Below are 21058 nucleotides of genomic sequence, written 5' to 3' on the forward strand. Positions count from 1 at the left end.
GGGACGAGACGAAGGGGAGGCGTCAATGGCCGCAGCGGCACGGGAACGCAGGAACGCGCCACCCCGCGAGGAGGTCCTCGCCGCCGCCATGGAGATGATCGCCGAGCGCGGTCTGGAGAAGCTCACCATGGCGGGCCTCGGCCGCGAGATGGGGATGAGCAGCGGCCATCTCCTGTACTACTTCCACTCCAAGGACGAGCTGCTGCTGCGCACCCTGGAGTGGAGCGAGGGCCGGCTCGGCGCCGAGCGCGCCCGGCTGCTGGCCCGCGCCGCCCCCGCCCGCGAGCGGCTCGACGCCTATGTCGACCTGTACGTCCCCGACGGCCACCGCGACCCGCACTGGACGCTCTGGCTGGAGGTCTGGAACCGCTCGCAGAGCGCCGCCGTCGACGCGGCGGCCCGGGACCGCCAGGCGGCCATCGAGGGCGCCTGGCACCGCGACCTGGTCGCCCTGCTGGCGGAAGGGGTGTCGCGGGGGGAGTTCCGGCCCGTGGACCCCGACCGGTTCGCGGCCCGGCTGCGCGCCCTCCTCGACGGCTTCTCCATCCATGTGGCCATCGGACTGCGGGGCACGGGCCGCGAACAGGTCCTCGGGCACGTCAGGGAGTTCCTGGCCGAGAGCCTGCTCGCGGAGGCGTGAGATCGCGCCGCTCGCATCCTGAGACACCCGGTGAGCAAACAGACGGTATGTGCCAGACTGCCGCCGTGCTCTCGTTCGCCACGATTATTGGCAGCAGGCGCGCCGGTCCGCAGTGACCGCTCCGTACGACCAGGTACGAGCGGCCATCGTCGTCCTCGACCCGCGCGCAGACCTCTCGCACCCGCGAGGGGTTTTTCGCTTTTCTGGCCCACCCACAGCCGGGAGCGAGAGCGCGAGGGAGCATGGGGGTGGTGGAGCCGGTCATTCCGGTAACGACCGAGATCCGACACAGGAGCCTTCAGACCATGACCGAAACCAGCGAACCCGACGACTCGTTCCACGTCTTCGACACCACCCTGCGCGACGGCGCGCAGCGGGAGGGCATCAACCTCACCGTCGCCGACAAGCTGGCGATCGCCCGGCACCTGGACGACTTCGGCGTGGGCTTCATCGAGGGCGGCTGGCCCGGCGCCAACCCGCGGGACACCGAGTTCTTCGCCCGCGCGCAGGAGGAGATCGACTTCCAGCACGCCCAGCTGGTCGCCTTCGGCGCCACCCGCCGGGCGGGCGCGAAGGCCGCGGAGGACCCACAGGTCAGGGCGCTGCTGGAGTCGGGCGCCGGGGTGATCACGCTGGTCGCGAAGTCCCACGACCGGCACGTCGAACTGGCCCTGCGCACCACGCTGGACGAGAACCTGGCGATGGTCGGCGACACGGTGTCCTTCCTGAAGAGTCAGGGCCGCCGGGTCTTCGTCGACTGCGAGCACTTCTTCGACGGCTACCGCGCCAACCCGGAGTACGCGAAGGCCGTGGTCCGCACGGCCTCCGAGGCCGGCGCGGACGTGGTCGTCCTCTGCGACACCAACGGCGGCATGCTGCCGGCGCAGATCCAGGCGGTCGTCTCCACGGTCCTCGCCGACACCGGCGCCCGGCTCGGCATCCACACCCAGGACGACACCGGCTGCGCGGTGGCGAACACCCTGGCCGCGGTGGACGCGGGCGCGACGCACGTCCAGTGCACGGCCAACGGCTACGGGGAGCGGGTCGGCAACGCGAACCTGTTCCCGGTGGTCGCGGCCCTGGAGCTGAAGTACGGCAAGCAGGTCCTGCCCGAGGGAAAGCTGCGCGAGATGACCCGCATCTCGCACGCGATCGCCGAGGTCGTCAACCTGACGCCGTCCACGCATCAGCCGTACGTGGGCGTCTCGGCCTTCGCGCACAAGGCCGGCCTGCACGCCTCCGCCATCAAGGTCGACCCGGACCTCTACCAGCACATCGACCCCGAACAGGTCGGCAACACCATGCGGATGCTGGTGTCGGACATGGCCGGACGCGCGTCGGTGGAGCTCAAGGGCAAGGAGCTGGGCGTCGACCTGGGCGGCGACCGTGAAGTGGTCGGCCGGGTCGTGGAGCGGGTCAAGGAACGCGAACTCAAGGGCTACACCTACGAGGCGGCGGACGCCTCCTTCGAGCTGCTGCTGCGGGCAGAGGTCGAGGGCAAGCCGCTCAAGTACTTCGAGGTCGAGTCCTGGCGGGCCATCGTCGAGGACCGCCCCGACGGCACCCACGCCAACGAGGCCACCGTCAAGCTGTGGGCCAAGGGCGAGCGCATCGTCGCGACGGCGGAGGGCAACGGCCCGGTCAACGCCCTGGACCGCGCCCTGCGCGTGGCGCTGGAGAAGATCTACCCCCAGCTGGCCAAGCTCGACCTGGTGGACTACAAGGTCCGCATCCTGGAGGGCGTCCACGGCACCCAGTCCACCACCCGCGTCCTGATCTCCACGACGGACGGCACGGGCGAGTGGTCCACGGTGGGTGTCGCGGAGAACGTGATCGCCGCCTCCTGGCAGGCCCTGGAGGACGCCTACACGTACGGGCTGCTGCGGGCCAAGGTGGAACCCGCCGAGTAGGCGGCGCCCGGCGCGGGTCCTCGGCGAGCCGAACTCGCCGAGGCTCCGCACCCGGCCGCCGGACCGGACCTACCGCAGCTGCCACTTCTGGTTGGCGGCTCCCGTGCACGACCAGATCTGACCCCGTGCCCCGTTGGCCGACGAGTTGTCCGTGACGTCGAGGCACTTGTTCGCCGCCGTGTTCACGACGTCACCGGTGGCGGCGTCGTACGACCACCGTTGGGCGCCCGTGCCGTTGCAGTCGTAGAGCTGGGTCTTCGCGCCGTCCGCCGTCGAACCCCCGACGACGTCGAGGCACTTGCCGAGCGCCCGCAGCGAGCCGTCCGGCTGAACGGTCCACCGCTGTGCGGCCGAGCCGTTGCAGTCGTAGAGCTGCACGGCCGTGCCGTTGGCCGCGGCCCCGCCCGCCACGTCCAGGCACTTGCCCGCGAGTCCGGCGAAGGACCCCGACCGGCTCGGATCGCCCGCCTGGGTACCCGACCAGGTGAAGGTCGCCGACGTCTTCCCCGGCAGCGAGTATGTCGCGTGCTGCGCACCCCAGTTGATCGTCACCGTCTTCGCGGCCGAGGCGTCGTTGTAGGCGATCAGGGCCTTGGAGCCGTCGGGGTTGCGCCATGCCACGTTCGGCACGGACGAGGACGCCGTCGACGCGATCCGCCGAGCGCCCGGCCGGACGAACTTCGTCAGGTGCCCCATCGTGTAGTACTCGATCATGTAGTCGACGGTCCCGCTCGCCCCGTCCCCGTTGTGCACGGTCACCAGCCCGTCGCAGGTCCCGCAGCCGCCGTTGTGCGGCCCCCGGTTCTGGTCCACCGCCAGCGACCACTTCGTCACCGACTTCGCCCAGTTGCGGGTGTAGTTCACGATGTCGAGCATGTCCTCGCGCTGCTGGTTCGCGATCCACGTCCCGCCGGAGTGCTCGGTGCCGAAGGCGTCCAGCTGCGGGTACTGGTTGTGCACCGACGTCTGCTTCGCCACGTCCCCGCCGTAGCCGTGCCAGGCGATCCCGCCGAAGTTCGGGTGCGAGCGCACCGCCGCGTCGTCCACCGTCTGCGCCGCGTACGCGTCGTACGTGTCCCAGTTCCAGTCGTGCGCCAGCACCTTCGTCGACAGTCCCGCCGCGGCCAGTTTCGGCAACAGCTCGCTCTTCGTGAAGTACGCCAGCCCCGACGCGTTCCAGCTCATCGACGGATAGCCCGAGCAGCACGTCGGCTCGTTCTGCGCCGTCACGTACGCCACCGGTATGCCCTGGTCCCGGTAGGCCTGGAGGTACTTCACGAAGTACGAGGCGTAGGCCCCGTAGTTCTCCGCCTTCAGCCAGCCCCCGTCGAGCTGCCCGCTGTCCTTCATCCAGGCGGGCGCCGTCCACGGAGACGCCATGACCGTCAGCGCCGGGTTCAGCTCCCGGGCCCGCCGGGTCAGCGGCACCACGTCCGCCAGGTCGTGAGCGAGGGAGAACCGCGACAGGTCCGGGTCGCTCTGGCCGGCCGGCACGTCGTCGTAGGTGTAGCCGAAGCGCGCGAGATCCGAGCCGCCCATCGGATTGCGCAGGAACGACAGGCCGATGCCCTCGGTCGGCGAGAACAGCTTGCGCATCGTCGCCTCCCGGGTCGCCGCGGACAGCGCCCCGCTGCCGTTCATCAGCCAGGCCGCGGTGTCGGTGAAGGACGCGCCGCCGCCGGTGAAGGTCTGGTACCCGGTGTTCTCGTCGACCGTGATGTTCTCACCTGGGCCGCCGCTGCCCGTCTGGAAGGCGAAGGCGGGCTGGGCCTGGAGACCGCGGACAACGTGCCGCCCGCCGGCGTCGTCCGTGGTGGTGAGCCAGGCCGTGACCTGCTCGCCGGCCGCGTCGGCGGGCGCGGCCGCCGCGGTGATCCCGGCGGTGCCGAGCAGACCGGCGATGAGCAGCCGGAGAGCGCGAGTGGATCTCCTCATGGAGCGCCGCCCTTTCGGAGGTGGGGGATGGGGGCGTGCGAGGCGTGAGTAAATGACGGCTTCCGGGGTGCGTCAAGGGGTCGCGCGTTCATCTGTCGAACGAACAACGTCACTGATCCGGACGGGCGTTGCTGCCGTACCAGTTCTGGTGTGAAGTCTTGACGGTGCACCAGGTCACCAGTTAACTCACGGCGTGATCTAAGTCATGAGTGGACCACGAGAGTAGAGGGACGTTCCATGCGAAGAACCGCCCTGCTCGCCTCCGCCACCCTGCTGGCCGCACTGCTCCCGCTGACCACCGCAGCCGGCGCGTCCGGCGCCGACGAGCCCGACCCCGCCCCCGTCCCGGTCGACCGCTTCGAGGGCGAGATCCCCTTCGCGAGCCCGCCCGCCGAAGGCCTGTTCACCTGGGGCGGTGACACCGACGACCCGCCCGCCCTCCGGCTGGCCGCCCGCGAGGACGCCCCCGAGGGCGACCAGGTCCTCACCGGAAGCTACGAGATCAGCGGCTACGGCGGCTTCACCCACGACTTCGCCTTCGCGGAGCCCGCCCACGACTGGTCCGGCCACCGGGGCATCCGGTTCTGGTGGGAGGGCCGCGGCAACGGCAAGAAGATCGCCTTCGAGATCAAGGACGGCGGGGCGAACGGAGAGGCGTCCGAGCTCTGGACGACCTCCTTCACCGACGACTGGACCGGCTGGAAACTGGTCGAGATCCCGTTCACCGACTTCACGTACCGCACGGACTACCAGCCCGTCGGCGGCATCGACCACGTCCTCGGCCTCACCGAGACCTGGGGATACGCCCTCACCCTTCCCGTCGGCGTCAAGGGCGACTTCGCCATGGACGGCGTGGAACTCTACGGCCGGGCTGACCAGTCGCTGCGCGCGGCCGTCACCACCGACGCGGCCGTGTACCCGGTCCGGGAGGGCGGTGCGGCCGCCGTCACGCTCACCGTCGCCACCACCGGCGCCGCCCCCCTCGACGACCCCGTCACCGTCGCCTACGAGACCGCCGCGACCGGCACCGCCGTGCCCGGCAAGGACTACACCCCGGTCGCCGGCACCGTCACCTTCCCGGCGGGGACCCCCTCCGGCGCCACCCGCACGGTCGCCGTGCGCACCCTCGCGGACCGGCAGGCCGAGTCCGCCGAGACCGTCCCGCTCCGGCTGACCGTCACCGGCGCCAAGCCGCCGGCCGAAACCCCGCAGGTCGTCCTCGACGCGCACGGACTGCCGTACCTGAACGCCAAGTTGCCGGTGAAGAAGCGCGTCGCCGATCTCCTGTCGCGGATGAGCCTCGCGGAGAAGGCCGGCCAGATGACCCAGGCGGAGCGCGGCGCGATCACCGCTCCCGGTGACATCGCCGCGTACGGCCTCGGCTCGCTGCTCTCCGGCGGCGGCTCGACACCGACGCCCAACACCCCCGAGGCGTGGGCGAAGATGATCGACGCGTTCCAGCTCCGGGCGCAGGCCACCCGCTTCCAGATCCCGCTGATCTACGGCGTCGACGCCGTGCACGGCCACAACAACCTGGTCGGCGCGACCGTCATGCCGCACAACATCGGCATCGGGGCGACCAGGGACCCCGCGCTCGCCGAACAGACCGGCGCGGTGACCGCCGCCGAGGTCCGGGCCACCGGGATCCCCTGGGACTTCGCACCCTGCCTCTGCGTCACCCGCGACGAACGCTGGGGCCGCTCCTACGAGGCGTACGGCGAGGACCCGGCGCTGGTCCAGGCCATGGAGACGGTGATCCAGGGGCTCCAGGGCCGGGCGAGCGGCGCGGACCTGAAGGACGACGACAAGGTCCTCGCCACCGCCAAGCACTTCGTCGGGGACGGCGGCACCGGGTACGGCTCCTCCACGACCGGCACGTACACCATCGACCAGGGCGTCACCGAGGTCACCCGGCAGGAGCTGGAGGCCGTCCACCTGGCGCCCTTCCGGACGGCCGTCGACCGCGGGGTCGGCACCGTCATGCCGTCCTACTCCTCGCTCGACATCGCGGGCGACGGAAAGGGGCCGGTGAAGATGCACGCCCGGGCCGACCTGCTGAACGGCGTGCTGAAGGACCGCATGGGCTTCGACGGGTTCGTCATCAGCGACTGGGCGGCCATCGACCAACTCCCCGGCGACTACGCCTCCGACGTCCGTACGTCGGTCAACGCGGGCCTCGACATGATCATGGTCCCGTACGCCTACAAGGACTTCCACGCCACGCTCCTCGACGAGGTCGGGGCGGGCCGGGTCGCCGAGCGGCGGATCGACGACGCCGTGTCCCGCATCCTCACGCGGAAGTTCGAGCTGGGCCTCTTCGAGAAGCCGTACGCCGACACCGGCAACGCCTCCGCCATCGGCTCCGCAGGGCACCGGAACGTCGCGCGCAAGGCGGCCGCCGAGTCCCAGGTGCTCCTGAAGAACTCCGGCGGAGTCCTGCCGCTGAAGAAGAACCAGAAGGTCTACGTCGCGGGCTCCAACGCCGACGACATCGGCAACCAGACCGGCGGCTGGACCATCACCTGGCAGGGCGCCTCCGGCGACATCACGCAGGGCACGACGATCCTGGAGGGGATGAGGAAGGCCGGCGGCGACGTGACCTACTCCAAGGACGCCTCGGCGTCCACGGACGGATACGACGTGGGTGTCGTGGTCGTCGGCGAGACCCCGTACGCCGAGGGCGTCGGCGACGTCGGCAACGGCAACGACCTGGAGCTGACCGCCGCCGACCGGGCGGCCGTGGACAAGGTGTGCGCCGCGATGAGGTGCGCGGTGCTGATCGTCTCCGGGCGGCCCCAGCTGATCGGCGACCGGCTCGGTGACATCGACGCGCTGGTCGCCTCCTGGCTGCCGGGCACGGAGGGCGACGGCGTCGCCGACGTCCTGTACGGCAGGCGGCCCTTCACCGGACAGCTGCCGGTGACCTGGCCGAAGTCCCAGGCCCAGCTGCCGATCAACGTCGGCGACGCGGCGTACGACCCGCAGTTCCCCTACGGCTGGGGCCTGACGACGCTGAGCAGAGTGCCCGAGGGCGGCTCGGCGACCCTGAAGGGGCTGGCGGCCGCGGCCGCGGCGGCCGAGCGGGCCGGCGCCGACGGGGTGGGACGCGCGCTCGTCGGAAAGGCCAGGCTCCTCGTCCAGCAGAAGGTGGGGCAGGCCGTCACCGCGGCGGTCGCGAAGCCCTTCGCCGACGCGGACCACCTGCTGCTGACCGGCCGGTACGGAAAGGCGGTGGAGCAGCTGACGGCGGCGTACCGGGCCGCGTCCTGACCACCGGTTCCGGAGCACGCGAAGAGACCGCTTCCGGCAGCTTTCGGGTAGCTTCGAAGTATGAAGGTCGCTCGATCGACCCGAAGCTTCGCCGGACCGCTGATCGCACTGGCGCTCGCCGTCCTGACCGCTCTGGCGGTCATGACGGCGGGCGTTCCGCGTGCCGCCGCGGCCACCGACGTCTCGACGATCGCCGCCGCCCTGCGCGAGAGCCCGGTCTACGTCGATCCGCAGGCGAGCGCCCAGCTGTCCCAGGCGGAGGCGCACGCGCTCCAACAGCAGATCGAGGGCGCCGACAAGCCCCTGTTCATCGCCGTCCTGCCCGCCGGCTACCCCACGGCCGACCTCTTCACGGACCTGCGCACCGCCACCGGCGTGACCGGTCTGTACGCGATCCGCCTCGGTGACCGCTTCGACGCCCGCGCCGACTCCTCGGTCCTGTCCCGCACGGCCGTCCGCAACCTGGTCGCCAGTGTCCAGGACGAGAGCGACGCCAACAGTCAGCTGACCGGCTTCACCGACCGTGCCGTGGCCAACATGGGCGGCGCGGCGCCGAAGAGCTGGGGCTCCTCGGGCGGCGCCGGGATCTCCTCCACCGCGCTGATCACGACGGGTGCGGTGCTGGTGGCGGGCGGGGCGGGCGCCTACACCCTCGTGCGGCGCAACCGCCGGCGGCACGCGGCGGAGCAGCGGGCCGCCCTCGACCGGCTGCGGGTGGTCGTGGACGAGGACATCACGGCCTTCGGCGAGGAGCTCGACCGGCTGGACTTCCGGCCGTCGGAGCCGGGCGCCGACGACTCGATGCGCGCCGACTACGAACGCGGCCTGGACGCCTACGAGCAGGCGAAGACGTTCATGGGGGCGGCGACGAGACCCGAGGACGTCCGGGCCGTCACCGAGGCGCTGGAGGACGGCCGTTTCTCCCTCGCCCGGCTGGCCGCCCGCCGTGCGGGACGGCCGTTGCCCGAACGCCGGCCGCCGTGCTTCTTCGACCCCCGCCACGGCCCCTCGGTCACCGACGCCACCTGGACGCCGGCCGGCGGGGCCACCCGCGAGGTCCCGGTCTGCGCGGCGGACGCGACCCGTCTGGCCGACGGCCGCGACCCGGTGATCCGCGAGGTCGACAGCGACTACGGCCGCCGTCCGTACTGGGAGGCGGGCCCCGCCTACGGCCCCTGGGCGGGCGGCTACTTCGGCGGCGGCATCCTGCCCGGCCTCCTCGTCGGCACGATGCTCGGCGGCATCATGGCCGGCCCGTCCTACGCCGCCGACTACGGCACCGGCTACGGCGACTTCGGCGGGGGCTACGGGGGAGGCGACGTGTCCGGCGCCGACTTCGACCCCGGCGACTTCGGCGGCTTCGGGGGCGGCGGGGGAGGGGACTTCGGCGGGGGCGACTTCGGCGGAGGCGGAGGCGGCGGGGGCGACTTCGGCGGCGGGTTCTGAAGCCCCGGCGCACGGGGGCACCGCACACGCCAGGGGCCCGGCGCGCGTCGGCGCCGGGCCCGTGGACGTCGTACGGCTCACTCCCGCTCGGTCCGCGGGACCGGTGTGCGTCAGAGCGAGGCCGCTGCCGCGGCGATGGCCGAGGCGAAGGTGGACACCTCGGAGTAGACGCCGGGGGCGTTGGCCCGGGCGCAGCCGATGCCCCAGCTCACGATGCCGACCTGGATCCAGGCGTTGGCGGAGTCCCGGCGGAACATCGGGCCGCCCGAGTCGCCCTGGCAGGTGTCGGTGCCGCCGGCCGTGTATCCGGCGCAGATCTCGTCACTGGCGACCAGACCGCTGTAGCCGCTGTACGTACGACAGGTCGCGTCGCTCACGAACGGCACGGTGGCCTTGAGCAAGTAGCGCTGCTGGGCGCCGCCCTCGGTGGCCGAGCCCCAGCCGGCGATGGTGAAGGTGCCGGTGTTGTACTGCGTGGTGGTGGCGATCTTCAGGGTGGACTGGGTGGTGATGGGCGAGGCGAGCTTGATGAGCGCCCAGTCCTTGCCGTTGCCGTTGTAGCCGGGGGCCCGGTACACATAGGTCGATCTGACCTGGACCCGGCCGGTGGTGGACTGGAGGTCCACGACGCCGGCGGTGGCGGTGATGCTGGTATTGGCTCCGGTCCCGCTCACGCAGTGCGCGGCGGTGAGCACGATCTGCTGGGTGTAGAGCGCTCCGCCGCAGCCCATCGAGAGCCGGACCATGAACGGGAACTCGCCCTGCGTGGCACGGGTGCCGCCGACGACGGGGGAGGGGGCGGCCTGTGCGGACGAGAGGGGCTGAAGGCTGGCGATCGCGAGGGCGGCCGCGCCGACGGCGGCGAATCTCTTGAGCGCTGTGAGGAGCTTCTTCACGGTGCTGCCTTCCGTGGGGGGTCAACTTGACGAGTACATGACAACGCAAAGGGCACCGCAAAGAAACGCCCATACGCTGGCATGGTCAGGTCAAATCTGTTGCTGGATTATGGGAACGCCGCAAGCCCTCACACAAGGGGGCTGATTCAGCCACATCCGTCTCCACCGGCGGCCACATCCACCCACCGGCGGCGACCCCGTCCGTCGGTGGCGACCCCCGTCTGTCGGTGGCGACCCCCGTCCATCGGCGGCCCCGTACGGCGGGCGGCCGACTCCACGGATCGGAGCCGGCCGCCGATACGTACGTCGTGAGCCGACGTCAGTCCTGTACCGCCGCCTTCGCGAAGCCGAGCAGTCCCTCGAAGTCGAGCGCCCCCGGATCCCCGTGCGCGTTCTCCGGCACGTGCATGTGCCCGCACACCCCCTTGAACGCGTTCCATCGCTCCCCGCTCATCCGCTGACCGCCCCCGTTCCCGGCGGACTTCGGGTACGCGGGCCAGAGCGTCGGTCCGCGCAGCGGGACATGGTGGTGGATGTGCATCCACGCCAGGTACTCGGCGACGGCGCGCAGCGCCCACTCCGGCGCCTTCGGCCAGTAGACGTGGGCCTGGTCGCGGGCCTTCCACTTGGCGTGCAGGTCGGGGTCGCAGGTGCCGACGAGTTCCGCCTGGCAGACGTTCAGCGTGTTGGTCTCCACGCCGCCGCGCTTGTTGACCAGCGCGCGGGAGGAGACGTCGATCTCGAAGTGCTGGTACCACTTCAGCTTTCTGGCGGCGAAGTCCGGCACGGCCGTCAGGTTGGGTGCGGCGGAGCCGCCCTGGTAGTCGGGCAGTGAACGCCCTTCGGTGGTGTGCAGGACGACGACGTTGACCTCCATGCGGTCACCGCCGAAGTCGTCCTGGTACCAGTGGTCGCGGTTCGCGCCGGGGTAGTGCTGGGGTCCGGTCCTGGTGCTCATGCCTCGCGACTGTGACAGGGAACGCGAAAAGGGGCCGGGAGCTCTTCGCTTCCGACCCCTTTTAGTCGATTTCCACCGTATTCGGCCAAGCGCTTAGGCGTTCTTGATCGCCGAGATGTCGAAGTTCAGCTTGATCTTGTCCGAGACCAGAACGCCACCCGTCTCCAGCGCCGCGTTCCAGGTCAGGCCCCACGCCGAGCGCAGGATCTCGGCCTTGCCCTCGAAGCCGACTCGCTCGTTGCCGAACGGGTCCTTGGCGGCGCCGTTGAACTCCAGGTCGATGCTGAGCGGCTTGGTGACGCCGAGGATCGTCAGGTCGCCGGTGATCCGGTAGTCGTCGCCGCCCAGCGCCTGTGCCGAGGTGGAGCGGAAGGTCATCGCCGGGAACTCGTCGGTCTTGAAGAAGTCGGCGGTCTTCAGGTGGCCGTCACGGTCGGCGGACCCGGTGTCGATGCTGTCCATCGTGACGTCGATGGTGGCGCTGGACTTCGACGGGTCGGTGCCGTCCAGGTGCAGCGAGCCGGTGAAGTCGTTGAACTTGCCCTTGACGTTCGTGACCATCGCGTGGCGCGCCACGAAGCCGATCGTCGAGTGGGCGGGGTCGATCGAGTAGTCGCCGGTCAGGGCGGCGAGCTCGGGGGTCACCGGGGTGTCGGCGACGGCGGTGGTGGTGGTCTCGTCGGTGTTCTTGCGGCCGAAGATGCCCATGACGTGCTCCTTGGGGGACGGGAAGGTCGAGGATGTTTAATCTTCAACGAGGTCAACAGGGACGACGGTAGACCTATTCCGTTCAATGTTCAACATCTTCGTCCGATCGAAGTCGGCCACTGGCATCCGGCGGAGGCGGACCGCCGTCCGGGCTCTCCGTTTCACTCCGGGGAGGGCATGTGTGCGAGGGGAATGTGAGGCGGGTCTCAGCCCCTCGGTTTGTGTGACTCCTACAAGCCCCGGCCCCTCTGAGCAGTCGGAACGGCTGCATGCCCCGCGAGTTCTGTTCAGGGGTACCAGGAAAACGCGCCGGAGACTGTACGGAGTCGACGTCCCTCTTTCCTTGGTGGGCTTCGTAAGGTCACTACATGACCGTTTTGGAAGAGACGACGGGCGAGCCGATCGCAGAGCCTTCGGAACCCACGGATGCGCGCGGCCGCGTGGCCGAGCTGCACGAGATCCGTGCCCAGGCGCTGGCCGGCCCGAGCGAGAAGGCGACCCAGGCGCAGCACGCCAAGGGAAAGCTGACCGCGCGGGAGCGGATCGAGCTGCTCCTCGACCCGGGGTCCTTCCAGGAGGTCGAGCAGCTGCGCCGGCACCGGGCGACCGGATTCGGTCTGGAGGCCAAGAAGCCGTTCACCGACGGTGTGATCACCGGCTGGGGCACGGTCGAGGGCCGCACGGTCTTCGTCTACGCCCATGACTTCCGGATCTTCGGCGGCGCGCTGGGCGAGGCCCACGCGACGAAGATCCACAAGATCATGGACATGGCCATCGCGGCCGGCGCCCCGCTGGTCTCGCTCAACGACGGCGCCGGCGCCCGCATCCAGGAGGGCGTCTCGGCGCTCGCCGGCTACGGCGGCATCTTCCAGCGCAACACCCGGGCGTCCGGGGTGATCCCGCAGATCTCCGTCATGCTGGGCCCGTGCGCGGGCGGCGCGGCCTACAGCCCCGCCCTGACCGACTTCGTCTTCATGGTCCGCGAGACCTCGCAGATGTTCATCACCGGGCCGGACGTGGTCAAGGCCGTCACCGGCGAGGAGATCACCCAGAACGGCCTGGGCGGCGCCGACGTGCACGCCGAGACCTCCGGCGTGTGCCACTTCGCCTACGACGACGAGGAGACCTGCATCGCGGAGGTCCGCTACCTCCTGTCGCTGCTCCCGCAGAACAACCGCGAGAACCCCCCGCGCACCGAGGCCACCGACCCGGCCGACCGCCGCGGTGACGTCCTGCTCGACCTGGTCCCCGCCGACGGCAACCGTCCGTACGACATGACCAAGGTCATCGAGGAGATCGTCGACGACGGCGAGTACGTGGAGATCCACGAGCGCTGGGCCCGCAACATCATCTGTGCGCTGGCCCGCCTCGACGGCCAGGTCGTTGGCATCGTGGCCAACCAGCCGCAGGCCCTCGCCGGTGTCCTGGACATCGAGGCATCGGAAAAAGCTGCACGCTTTGTCCAGATGTGTGACGCTTTCAATATCCCGATCGTCACCTTCCTGGACGTCCCCGGATTCCTCCCGGGCGTCGACCAGGAGCACGGCGGGATCATCCGGCACGGAGCGAAGCTGCTCTACGCCTACTGCAACGCCACCGTGCCGCGGATCTCCCTGATCCTGCGCAAGGCCTACGGAGGTGCCTACATCGTCATGGACTCCCAGTCCATCGGCGCCGACCTCACCTACGCCTGGCCGACGAACGAGATCGCCGTGATGGGCGCCGAAGGCGCCGCCAACGTCATCTTCCGCCGCCAGATCGCCGAGGCCGAGGACCCCGAGGCCATGCGGGCCCGCATGGTCAAGGAGTACAAGTCCGAGCTGATGCACCCCTACTACGCGGCCGAACGCGGCCTGGTCGACGACGTCATCGACCCCGCCGAGACCCGCGAGGTCCTCATCAGGTCGCTGGCCATGCTCCAGTCCAAGCACGCCGACCTGCCCTCGCGCAAGCACGGCAACCCCCCGCAGTAACCCGGCAGATCCCACGGGTAACCCACTGGATCCCCTGCGGAAACCTCATCCACGGAGACTTGCACCCATGAACGCTCCCGACATCCGCGTCGAGAAGGGCCACGCCGAGCCCGAGGAAGTCGCCGCCATCACGGCGGTCCTCCTGGCCCGCGCGGCCGCCCAGTCGTCCACGACCAAGCCTCACCGAGGCCGCCCCAAGGCCGGCTGGCGCCGCCTGGAGCGCGAGGGCGGCTTCCGCGCCCCGCACAGCTGGCACTAGGCGCTGCGCCGTTCCGCCGCTTGCACGTCGAGAAGGGGTCCCTCCGCACGGAGGGGCCCCTTCTTCGTGCCGGTGTCGCGGGCCCGGCCGGCCCCGGCGCCGGAGGTGGTCGCCGTCCCGCGTCCCGCCGTCGCGCCGGAAACAGGTGGGCGGCCCCTCCCGAACCGGGAGGGGCCGCCCACCTGTCACTCCTTCGGCCTACCGCAGGCGGGCCATCAACGCGTGCTCCACGAGCGTGATCAGCGCGCTCTTGGCGTCCGCGCGGTGGCGGGCGTCCGTCGTGATGATCGGGGTGTCGGGGCCGATCTGCAGGGCCTCGCGGACCTCGTCCGGCTGGTACGGCTGCGAGCCGTCGAAGCCGTTGAGGGCGACGACGAACGGCAGGCCGCTGTTCTCGAAGTAGTCGACCGCCGGGAAGCAGTCGGCGAGACGCCGGGTGTCCACCAGCACGATCGCGCCGATCGCGCCGCGCACCAGGTCGTCCCACATGAACCAGAACCGGTCCTGGCCCGGCGTGCCGAACAGGTACAGGATCAGGTCCTGGTCCAGGGTGATGCGGCCGAAGTCCATGGCCACCGTGGTGGTGGTCTTGTCCCCGGTGTGGGTGAGGTCGTCGATCCCCGCCGACGCGGACGTCATGACGGCCTCGGTGCGCAGCGGATTGATCTCCGAAACAGCCCCGACGAACGTGGTCTTGCCCACGCCGAAGCCGCCCGCCACCACGATCTTCGCGGAAGTGGTGGAGCGGGAGGGACCCCCGCTAGAGCTTGCGAAGTCCACTGAGCACCCTTTCGAGCAGTGTCACGTCTGGCTGGCCGCCGGCGTTCTCGTCGCCGCCGGGCTGATGGATGGCGACCAGTCCCGCCTCCGCCAAGTCGGCGACGAGGATCCTGGCCACACCGAGAGGGATGGTCAGCAGTGCCGAGATCTCGGCGACCGACTTGATCTCTCGGCAGAGGTTGCAGATCCGCTGATGCTCGGGCAGTTGGCCCTGCATCTGGTGCGGCTGCGCAGTGGTGTGCACCAGCGCCTCGATGGCGAGCTGGTAACGCGGGCGGGTCCGGCCACCGGTCATGGCGTACGGACGCACCAGCGGGTTGTTCGACGCCCCTGCGGGCGCCGGCTCCGGGGTACGGCGGTGCGGCTGTACGGGCTGGATGCGCGGGGCCGACGGCTGGTCGTACGGTGACGGCCCGGGACCCTGCGGACCCTGGGGCGTGTACGGCCGCTGCTGGCCGGGCGCGGAGGGGAAGTTGTAACGGTTCGGGTTCTGGGAACCGTCGCCCTGGCCCTGGGCAGGGCCGTACGACCAGTTGCCCGAATTCGATCCGCCTGGGGGTGTTGCCACTCTCTCTCCTCCTCCGATGTGCCTGGCACCCATCACGTGGAAGCCGCGTCCCGAAACCCTACGGCCTCGGGACGCCAAAACGCACCGTTCGTTTGTTAGTTGAGAAGGCTCCCTTGGAGCTCCGCACGAAGGTCGGGGGTCAGAACCGAACCGGCTCGGTCCACCAGAAGGGCCATCTCGTACCCAATGAGGCCGATGTCCGCCTCCGGATGCGCGAGAACGGCGAGCGAGGAACCGTCGGAAATGGACATGAGGAAGAGGAATCCCCGCTCCATCTCCACAACCGTCTGGTTCACGCTGCCTCCCTCGAAGATCCGGGAGGCGCCTGCCGTCAGGGACGTCAGACCGGAGGCGACGGCCGCGAGCTGATCCGCGCGGTCGCGGGGGAAGCCTTCGGACATCGCCAGAAGGAGTCCGTCGGCGGAGACCACCACGGTGTGGGACACCCCCGGGGTGTTGTCCACGAAGTTGGTGATCACCCAGTTCAGGTTCTGTGCCGCCTGGCTCATCGGGCTCACACTAACGCTCCTGGTTGTAGGTGCTGTCAGGACCGAGGCCCTGGCCGTTCGTTTCACTGCTTCCTGCGTTGCGTCCGCGCTGGACGCCCCTGCGCAGGTTGCTCAACCTGCCTCGGACGTCCTCCGGGGCGCGGGAGACCTGAGGGCCTCCCTGGGGGGTGGTCTCGGCGGCGCCCTCGATCAGATTGGCCTTGGGTACCCGCCGCGGCAGGCCGGAGGAGGTGACCCCGCCCGCCTTGGGCTTCTTCAGAGCGGAGGCCTGGTGCCAGCGCTCGTCGTTGGCCGAGCGCCAGCTGTCGCCGCCGCCGTTGCTCTCCGCGGGGGAGGCCGCCGGCTCCTGCTTCGCGGGCCGGGCGCCGTTCGAACCGCTTGCGGCGGCGCCGCGGCGGGGGAGACCGGCGTCGGTCAGCGCGTGGGAGGCGGAAGAGGTCGGTCCCGGACGTTCGAAGCCTACGCGGTTCTGCTCACCCGCGTCAGCAGCCTGTACGGATTCCGCTTCCGGAGCGTACTGGTCCTGGTAGCCGTTCTGGTAACCGTTCGTGTGGCCGTTCTGCTGGGGCCAGTCGTCCTGGTAGGACTGCTGTTCCTGCTGCTGCTGGTACGGCTGGAAGCCCTCGGACGACGCGGCCGGGGCCGCCGTCCGCTCCTCCTGACCGGGCTCCGCATACGCGGGGTCCGGGTAGCCGCCGTTCGACGCGAAGCCGTCGTTCTGCGGCAGTCCGCCGTTTCCGGAGAACGACTCGCCCTGCGGCATGCCGCCGTTCGGCCCGAAGTACTGGTCGTCGTACGCCGGGCGCTGCTGCTCCTCGTACGACGTCTGCTGGTCGAACGCCCCCGGCTGCTGGGCGTACCCGGTCGCACTGTTGTCGTAGCCGGCCCCTGCACCCTGCTGGGCGGGGTCGTAGCCGTTCTGCCCGGCATCGTACGACTGCTGCTGACGGGGTGCGTCGAAGCCCTCGGACTGCTGCTGCCCGGTCGGCTGACCCGGCTGACCCGGCTGACCCGGCTGACCGGGCTGGCCGTCCAGGGCCGCGCGGCGCTCCTCGCGCATCAGTGAGCGGCCCACCGGGTCCAGGTCACGGAGGTCGTCGGGGATCTCGTACTGGCTGTCGTCGAAGCCGAGCTCCGCGGCGGTGCGCATCGGCAGACCGTTGCCGAAGTCCTCGCCGCCACCGCCGTAGTTCTGCTCCGGGATGATCTGCGAGACGGTGAACTCGTCGCGCGGCTGCTGCTCGCCGCCGCCACCACCGTGGGTGATGGCGTCCGGCAGCATGACCAGCGAGGTGGTGCCGGCCTGCTCGCCCGAGGGGCGCAGCTGCACGCGGATGCCGTGCCGGTCGGACAGCCGGCCGACCACGAACAGGCCCATGCGCTGCGAGATCGCGGCGTCCACCGTCGGCGGGTTGGCCAGCTTGTGGTTGATGTCCGCGAAGTCCTCGGCGGTGAGGCCGATGCCCTTGTCGTGGATCTCGATCATGACTCGGCCGTCGGGGAGACGCGTGGCGGTCACCCGGACCTTGGTCTGCGGCGAGGAGAACGTCGTGGCGTTCTCCAGAAGCTCGGCGAGCAGGTGCACGAGGTCGGTCACGGCGCGGCCGTGGATCTCGGCCTCCGGGACGCCCGACAGCTCGACGCGCTCGTACTGCTCCACCTCGGAGGAGGCGGCGCGCAACACGTCGACCAGCGGAACCGGCTGGTCCCAGCGGCGGCCGGGCTCCTCGCCGGCGAGGACCAGGAGGTTCTCGCCGTTGCGGCGCATACGGGTGGCGAGGTGGTCCAGGCGGAAGAGGTTCTCCAGCTGGTCCGGGTCGGCCTCGTTGTTCTCCAGCTCGGTGATCAGGGTCAGCTGGCCCTCGATCAGGGACTGGTTGCGGCGCGAGAGGTTGGTGAAGATCGCGTTGATGTTGCCCCGGAGCAGAGCCTGCTCGGCGGCCAGTCGGACGGCCTCGCGGTGGACCTGGTCGAAGGCGCGGGCGACTTCGCCGATCTCGTCCCTGGTGTTGATGGGGATCGGCTGGACGCGGGTGTCCACCCGGCCCGGGTCGGTGCGCGAGAGCTGGTCGACCAGCATCGGCAGCCGCTGCTCGGCGATGCCGAAGGCGGCGTTGCGCAGCTGGCGCATGGCCTGGCTCATCTGGCGGGCCATGAGACTGGCGACGATGAAGGCGGCGAGCAGGGCGATGATGACGATGGCGCCGTTGATGATGGCGTTGCGCTGCGCGTCGGAGGCGATCTCACCCGCGTCGGTGACCGCGCGGTCGATGAGTTCGCTCTCGACCTGGCTGTAGCCCTCGAACTTCAGCGTCGCGGCCGTCATCCACGCCTGGGCGGTGACGCCCTGCTCGGCGAGCTTGGACGGAGACTGTCCGCTGGCGATCGCCTGGATCATCTTGTCCATGGCCGGCGGAGCGGTGAACTCCTCGCCCGCGGCGTCGGCCTCGGCCTTCGCGTCGGCGGCCTGCTGCGCGCCCTGCTCGGCCTTCTCCTTCATGACCTCGGTGAGCCGCGCGGCGTCCTCGGTGGTGCCACCGGAGACGTACTCCTGCTGGGCGATGCCCTCGAGGTAGGCGTACGAGGTGAAGGCGGTGAGCTGCTGCCGGAAGACCGTCTCGTCGGGGCTGGGCCGGACCAGCAGGTGCATGCCGATGGCACGCTGGAGGGACTCGGCGCCCTTGGCCAGGGCGACCGCGTAGACGGTGCGGCCGTAGGCGGTGATGTTGCCGGTGCCGAGGCCGAGTTCGTTGGAGAACTCCATCAGCAGGTGCTCGACCGCGACGTAGCCCTCTTCGGTCTTCACCGGGTCCAGGGCCTTGGTGTAGGCGGCGGCACGAATCTTCGTCAGAGTCGGCTCGGCCTCCTCCACCAGCTTCAGACGGCGCTTGAGGCCGTCCTTGTCCGGCATCCCGGCGACCTCGTCGTGGAAGGCGGTGGCCTTCGCGTCGGTGGTGGCGCGGGCCGCCTTGACCTTCGGGTCGTCCTTCGTGGACTGGAGCAGCGGCTGGGCGCTGATGTCCCGCTCGTTGAGCAGGGCCTCGGCGTACTCGCCGGCGGCGGCCACGATCTTCGCCGTCTTCTCGGCGTCGCGGGCCTCCTGCCAGGTGTCGATCGAGTTCTTCACCTGGAAGCCGCCCATGACCAGGCCGACCAACACGGGTATGAGCAGGATCGCGTTCAGCCGGGTGGGCACCCGCCAGTTCCGCGGGGAGAGACGACCGCCGCTCTTCGCGGGTGCGGACGCCGGCTCCGAACCGGGCACAGGGGCGGGCGCCGCTCCGCGCGGCGGCGGGGTGAAGTTGCCCCGGGCCGCCGGCTCGGGACTTTGCTTGCTTCGCCTCACTCGACCAACAACCTCTCGGCGGTCGGCACCTTCGTCGTGCCGCAGTGTCTCAGAGCCCGGTCAGCCATCGACCATCAGTACGTCATTGACTATTGGGCAGTTCAGGCATTCCAGCACGACGACCAGCGCTCTTCCAAACATGGGAAAGCCCTGGTTCGATGTGATGTAAGCCCCAGATAAAACGGTCAAAAAGAACGAGCCCCGCCAAAAGGCGGGGCTTTCGTGCGCGCAGTGAGACCAAGCGACCGCGACGCGTGGCGGTATCTGTGGATTCCACTGCCGAAACGTTATGAACACCGGAGCCGACCGTGTCAAAGGCCACAGCCGGCTCCAGGGCGTCTACGTCAACTGCCGTACGGCACCGGGTGCTTGAAAGTTACCGCAGTCGCGCCATGAGCGCGTGCTCCACGAGCGTGATCAGCGCGCTCTTGGCATCCGAGCGGTGCCGGGCGTCCGTCGTGATGATCGGGGTGTCCGGTCCGATCTGGAGCGCCTCGCGCACTTCCTCCGGCTGGTACGGCTGCGAGCCGTCGAAGCCGTTGAGGGCGACGACGAACGGCAGGCCGCTGTTCTCGAAGTAGTCGACCGCCGGGAAGCAGTCCGCGAGACGCCGGGTGTCCACCAGCACGATCGCGCCGATCGCGCCGCGCACCAGGTCGTCCCACATGAACCAGAACCGGTCCTGACCCGGCGTGCCGAACAGGTACAGGATCAGGTCCTGGTCGAGCGTGATACGGCCGAAGTCCATGGCCACCGTGGTGGTGGTCTTGTCCCCGGTGTGGGTGAGGTCGTCGATGCCCGCCGACGCGGACGTCATGACGGCCTCCGTGCGCAGCGGGTTGATCTCGGAGACGGCGCCCACGAACGTGGTCTTGCCCACGCCGAAGCCACCCGCCACCACGATCTTCGCGGAGGTGGTGGCCCGCCCCCCGTCAGAGCTTGCGAAGTCCACTGAGCACCCTTTCGAGCAGCGTCACGTCCGGAGCGCCGCCGTTGTTCTCGTCGCCGCCCGGCTGGTGGATGGCCACCAGTCCGGCCTCGGCGAGGTCCGCGACCAGGATCCGCGCCACTCCCAGCGGCATGGCCAGGAGAGCCGAGACCTCCGCGACCGACTTCACCTCGCGGCACAGATGGCAGATGCGCTGGTGCTCCGGAAGCAGCCCCATGAGCGCTGCCGGGTCGGCCGTGGTGCTGATCAGCGCCTCGATGGCGAGCTGATAGCGCGGCCGCGTCCGGCCGCCGGTCATCGCGTACGGACGCACCAGCGGCTGGTCGCCCTCATCCCCGTACGGCTCCGCGTACGGATCATGATGGGCGGTGGGCGGGGTCATGGATCCTCCGGGCGGGACAGCATTCGCGGTCAGTCGTGCCGTCCGTCGAGGCCGGTGGGGGGATTGTGTCGGCCGGACGGTGATTTCGTGAGGTGGGTAGTGCTGGGGCGGGTCAGTGGAGCAGACTGCCCTGGAGTTCGGCGCGCAGGTCGGGCGTGAGGACCGCGCCCGCGCGGTCGACAAGCAGCGTCATCTCGTAGCCGACGAGGCCGATGTCGCACTCGGGGTGCGCGAGAACGGCGAGCGACGAGCCGTCCGAGACGGACATGAGGAAGAGGAACCCTCGTTCCATCTCGACGACGGTCTGCGCGACGCTGCCGCCTTCGAAGATCCGCGAAGCGCCGGCCGTCAGCGAGGTCAGCCCCGACGCGACGGCCGCCAACTGGTCGGCACGGTCGCGCGGGAAGCCCTCGGACATCGCGAGCAGGAGCCCGTCGGCGGACACGACAACGGTGTGGGACACCCCAGGGGTGTTGTCCACGAAGTTGGTGATCAACCAGTTCAGGTTCTGTGCCGCCTGGCTCATCTG

General features: G+C 70.1%; 17 protein-coding genes. 6 read left to right on the forward strand and 11 right to left on the reverse strand.

The genetic code is table 11. From position 1 onward, the window contains the following. Nucleotides 1-25 precede the first annotated feature (25 nt). Together QF030_RS29180 and cimA are read left to right on the forward strand one after the other, a co-directional pair. Nucleotides 26-640 carry a TetR/AcrR family transcriptional regulator gene (locus tag QF030_RS29180; RefSeq protein ID WP_307165560.1) on the forward strand — a complete coding sequence of 205 codons (615 nt, stop codon included), beginning with the start codon at nucleotides 26-28 and terminating at the stop codon, nucleotides 638-640. 305 nt (nucleotides 641-945) lie between these two features. Beyond that, entirely contained in the window at nucleotides 946-2550 is a 1605-nt protein-coding gene (cimA, locus tag QF030_RS29185) for a citramalate synthase (protein ID WP_307165561.1), read from the forward strand. Nucleotides 2551-2619: 69 nt separating this feature from the next. Here cimA and QF030_RS29190 read toward each other — a convergent pair whose 3' ends face one another. Beyond that, a complete protein-coding gene (locus tag QF030_RS29190; protein ID WP_307165562.1) occupies nucleotides 2620-4485 on the reverse strand; it encodes a lectin in 1866 nt (621 codons plus the stop codon). A 237-nt stretch (nucleotides 4486-4722) separates the two neighbouring features. Here QF030_RS29190 and QF030_RS29195 point away from each other — a divergent pair, with 237 nt between their 5' ends. Then, nucleotides 4723-7755 (forward strand): glycoside hydrolase family 3 protein, encoded by a 3033-nt coding sequence (locus tag QF030_RS29195; RefSeq protein ID WP_307165563.1) that lies wholly within the window; start codon nucleotides 4723-4725, stop codon nucleotides 7753-7755. A 60-nt stretch (nucleotides 7756-7815) separates the two neighbouring features. Then, nucleotides 7816-9201, forward strand: coding sequence for a hypothetical protein (locus QF030_RS29200; protein ID WP_307165564.1), 1386 nt, complete (start codon nucleotides 7816-7818; stop codon nucleotides 9199-9201). 110 nt (nucleotides 9202-9311) lie between these two features. Here the strand turns inward: QF030_RS29200 and QF030_RS29205 are convergent, their stop codons facing one another. The 3 genes from QF030_RS29205 to QF030_RS29215 form a co-directional block, all read right to left on the reverse strand. Then, nucleotides 9312-10097 (reverse strand): S1 family peptidase, encoded by a 786-nt coding sequence (locus QF030_RS29205; protein WP_307165565.1) that lies wholly within the window; start codon nucleotides 10095-10097, stop codon nucleotides 9312-9314. Nucleotides 10098-10416: 319 nt separating this feature from the next. Then, the gene (locus tag QF030_RS29210; RefSeq protein WP_307165566.1) at nucleotides 10417-11055 is read right to left on the reverse strand and encodes a hypothetical protein; all 639 of its coding nucleotides are present in this window, start codon (nucleotides 11053-11055) and stop codon (nucleotides 10417-10419) included. Between the two features lie 93 nt (nucleotides 11056-11148). Next, entirely contained in the window at nucleotides 11149-11763 is a 615-nt protein-coding gene (locus tag QF030_RS29215; protein WP_307165567.1) for a YceI family protein, read from the reverse strand. Nucleotides 11764-12131: 368 nt separating this feature from the next. On the opposite strand from QF030_RS29215, the gene QF030_RS29220 reads away from it, so the two are divergent. Then, a complete protein-coding gene (locus QF030_RS29220; protein ID WP_307165568.1) occupies nucleotides 12132-13736 on the forward strand; it encodes an acyl-CoA carboxylase subunit beta in 1605 nt (534 codons plus the stop codon). Between the two features lie 67 nt (nucleotides 13737-13803). After that, nucleotides 13804-13995, forward strand: a complete 192-nt coding sequence (locus QF030_RS29225; RefSeq protein WP_307165569.1) for an acyl-CoA carboxylase subunit epsilon — start codon at nucleotides 13804-13806, stop codon at nucleotides 13993-13995. Nucleotides 13996-14193: 198 nt separating this feature from the next. On the opposite strand, the gene QF030_RS29230 is transcribed toward QF030_RS29225, so the two are convergent. The 7 genes from QF030_RS29230 to QF030_RS29260 form a co-directional block, all read right to left on the reverse strand. Further along, a complete protein-coding gene (locus QF030_RS29230; RefSeq protein ID WP_054239772.1) occupies nucleotides 14194-14775 on the reverse strand; it encodes a GTP-binding protein in 582 nt (193 codons plus the stop codon). After that, the gene (locus QF030_RS29235; protein WP_307165570.1) at nucleotides 14756-15343 is read right to left on the reverse strand and encodes a DUF742 domain-containing protein; all 588 of its coding nucleotides are present in this window, start codon (nucleotides 15341-15343) and stop codon (nucleotides 14756-14758) included. Before QF030_RS29235 ends, QF030_RS29230 begins: the two co-directional genes overlap by 20 nt. A gap of 95 nt (nucleotides 15344-15438) precedes the next feature. Beyond that, nucleotides 15439-15852, reverse strand: coding sequence for a roadblock/LC7 domain-containing protein (locus tag QF030_RS29240; protein ID WP_037737006.1), 414 nt, complete (start codon nucleotides 15850-15852; stop codon nucleotides 15439-15441). Nucleotides 15853-15862: 10 nt separating this feature from the next. Beyond that, a complete protein-coding gene (locus tag QF030_RS29245) occupies nucleotides 15863-19198 on the reverse strand; it encodes a sensor histidine kinase (RefSeq protein ID WP_307165571.1) in 3336 nt (1111 codons plus the stop codon). A gap of 376 nt (nucleotides 19199-19574) precedes the next feature. Continuing rightward, complete coding sequence (locus tag QF030_RS29250) at nucleotides 19575-20150, reverse strand: GTP-binding protein (RefSeq protein ID WP_054239771.1); 576 nt, start codon at nucleotides 20148-20150, stop codon at nucleotides 19575-19577. After that, the gene (locus tag QF030_RS29255; RefSeq protein ID WP_009190816.1) at nucleotides 20131-20529 is read right to left on the reverse strand and encodes a DUF742 domain-containing protein; all 399 of its coding nucleotides are present in this window, start codon (nucleotides 20527-20529) and stop codon (nucleotides 20131-20133) included. Before QF030_RS29255 ends, QF030_RS29250 begins: the two co-directional genes overlap by 20 nt. Before the next feature lie 112 nt (nucleotides 20530-20641). Continuing rightward, nucleotides 20642-21055 (reverse strand): roadblock/LC7 domain-containing protein, encoded by a 414-nt coding sequence (locus QF030_RS29260; RefSeq protein WP_020128762.1) that lies wholly within the window; start codon nucleotides 21053-21055, stop codon nucleotides 20642-20644. Nucleotides 21056-21058: the final 3 nt, after the last annotated feature.

This window comes from Streptomyces rishiriensis, assembly GCF_030815485.1.
GTDB classification, from domain to species: Bacteria; Actinomycetota; Actinomycetes; order Streptomycetales; family Streptomycetaceae; genus Streptomyces; species Streptomyces rishiriensis_A.

Bases quoted from the DNA above. Each gene is read 5' to 3' on its own strand.
- QF030_RS29195 (WP_307165563.1), top strand. From the start codon at position 4,723: ATGCGAAGAACCGCCCTGCTCGCCTCCGCCACCCTGCTGGCCGCACTG.
- cimA (WP_307165561.1), top strand. From the start codon at position 946: ATGACCGAAACCAGCGAACCCGACGACTCGTTCCACGTCTTCGACACC.
- QF030_RS29225 (WP_307165569.1), top strand. From the start codon at position 13,804: ATGAACGCTCCCGACATCCGCGTCGAGAAGGGCCACGCCGAGCCCGAG.
- QF030_RS29190 (WP_307165562.1), bottom strand. From the start codon at position 4,485: ATGAGGAGATCCACTCGCGCTCTCCGGCTGCTCATCGCCGGTCTGCTC.
- QF030_RS29210 (WP_307165566.1), bottom strand. From the start codon at position 11,055: ATGAGCACCAGGACCGGACCCCAGCACTACCCCGGCGCGAACCGCGAC.
- QF030_RS29180 (WP_307165560.1), top strand. From the start codon at position 26: ATGGCCGCAGCGGCACGGGAACGCAGGAACGCGCCACCCCGCGAGGAG.
- QF030_RS29200 (WP_307165564.1), top strand. From the start codon at position 7,816: ATGAAGGTCGCTCGATCGACCCGAAGCTTCGCCGGACCGCTGATCGCA.
- QF030_RS29215 (WP_307165567.1), bottom strand. From the start codon at position 11,763: ATGGGCATCTTCGGCCGCAAGAACACCGACGAGACCACCACCACCGCC.
- QF030_RS29240 (WP_037737006.1), bottom strand. From the start codon at position 15,852: ATGAGCCAGGCGGCACAGAACCTGAACTGGGTGATCACCAACTTCGTG.
- QF030_RS29220 (WP_307165568.1), top strand. From the start codon at position 12,132: ATGACCGTTTTGGAAGAGACGACGGGCGAGCCGATCGCAGAGCCTTCG.
- QF030_RS29260 (WP_020128762.1), bottom strand. From the start codon at position 21,055: ATGAGCCAGGCGGCACAGAACCTGAACTGGTTGATCACCAACTTCGTG.
- QF030_RS29255 (WP_009190816.1), bottom strand. From the start codon at position 20,529: ATGACCCCGCCCACCGCCCATCATGATCCGTACGCGGAGCCGTACGGG.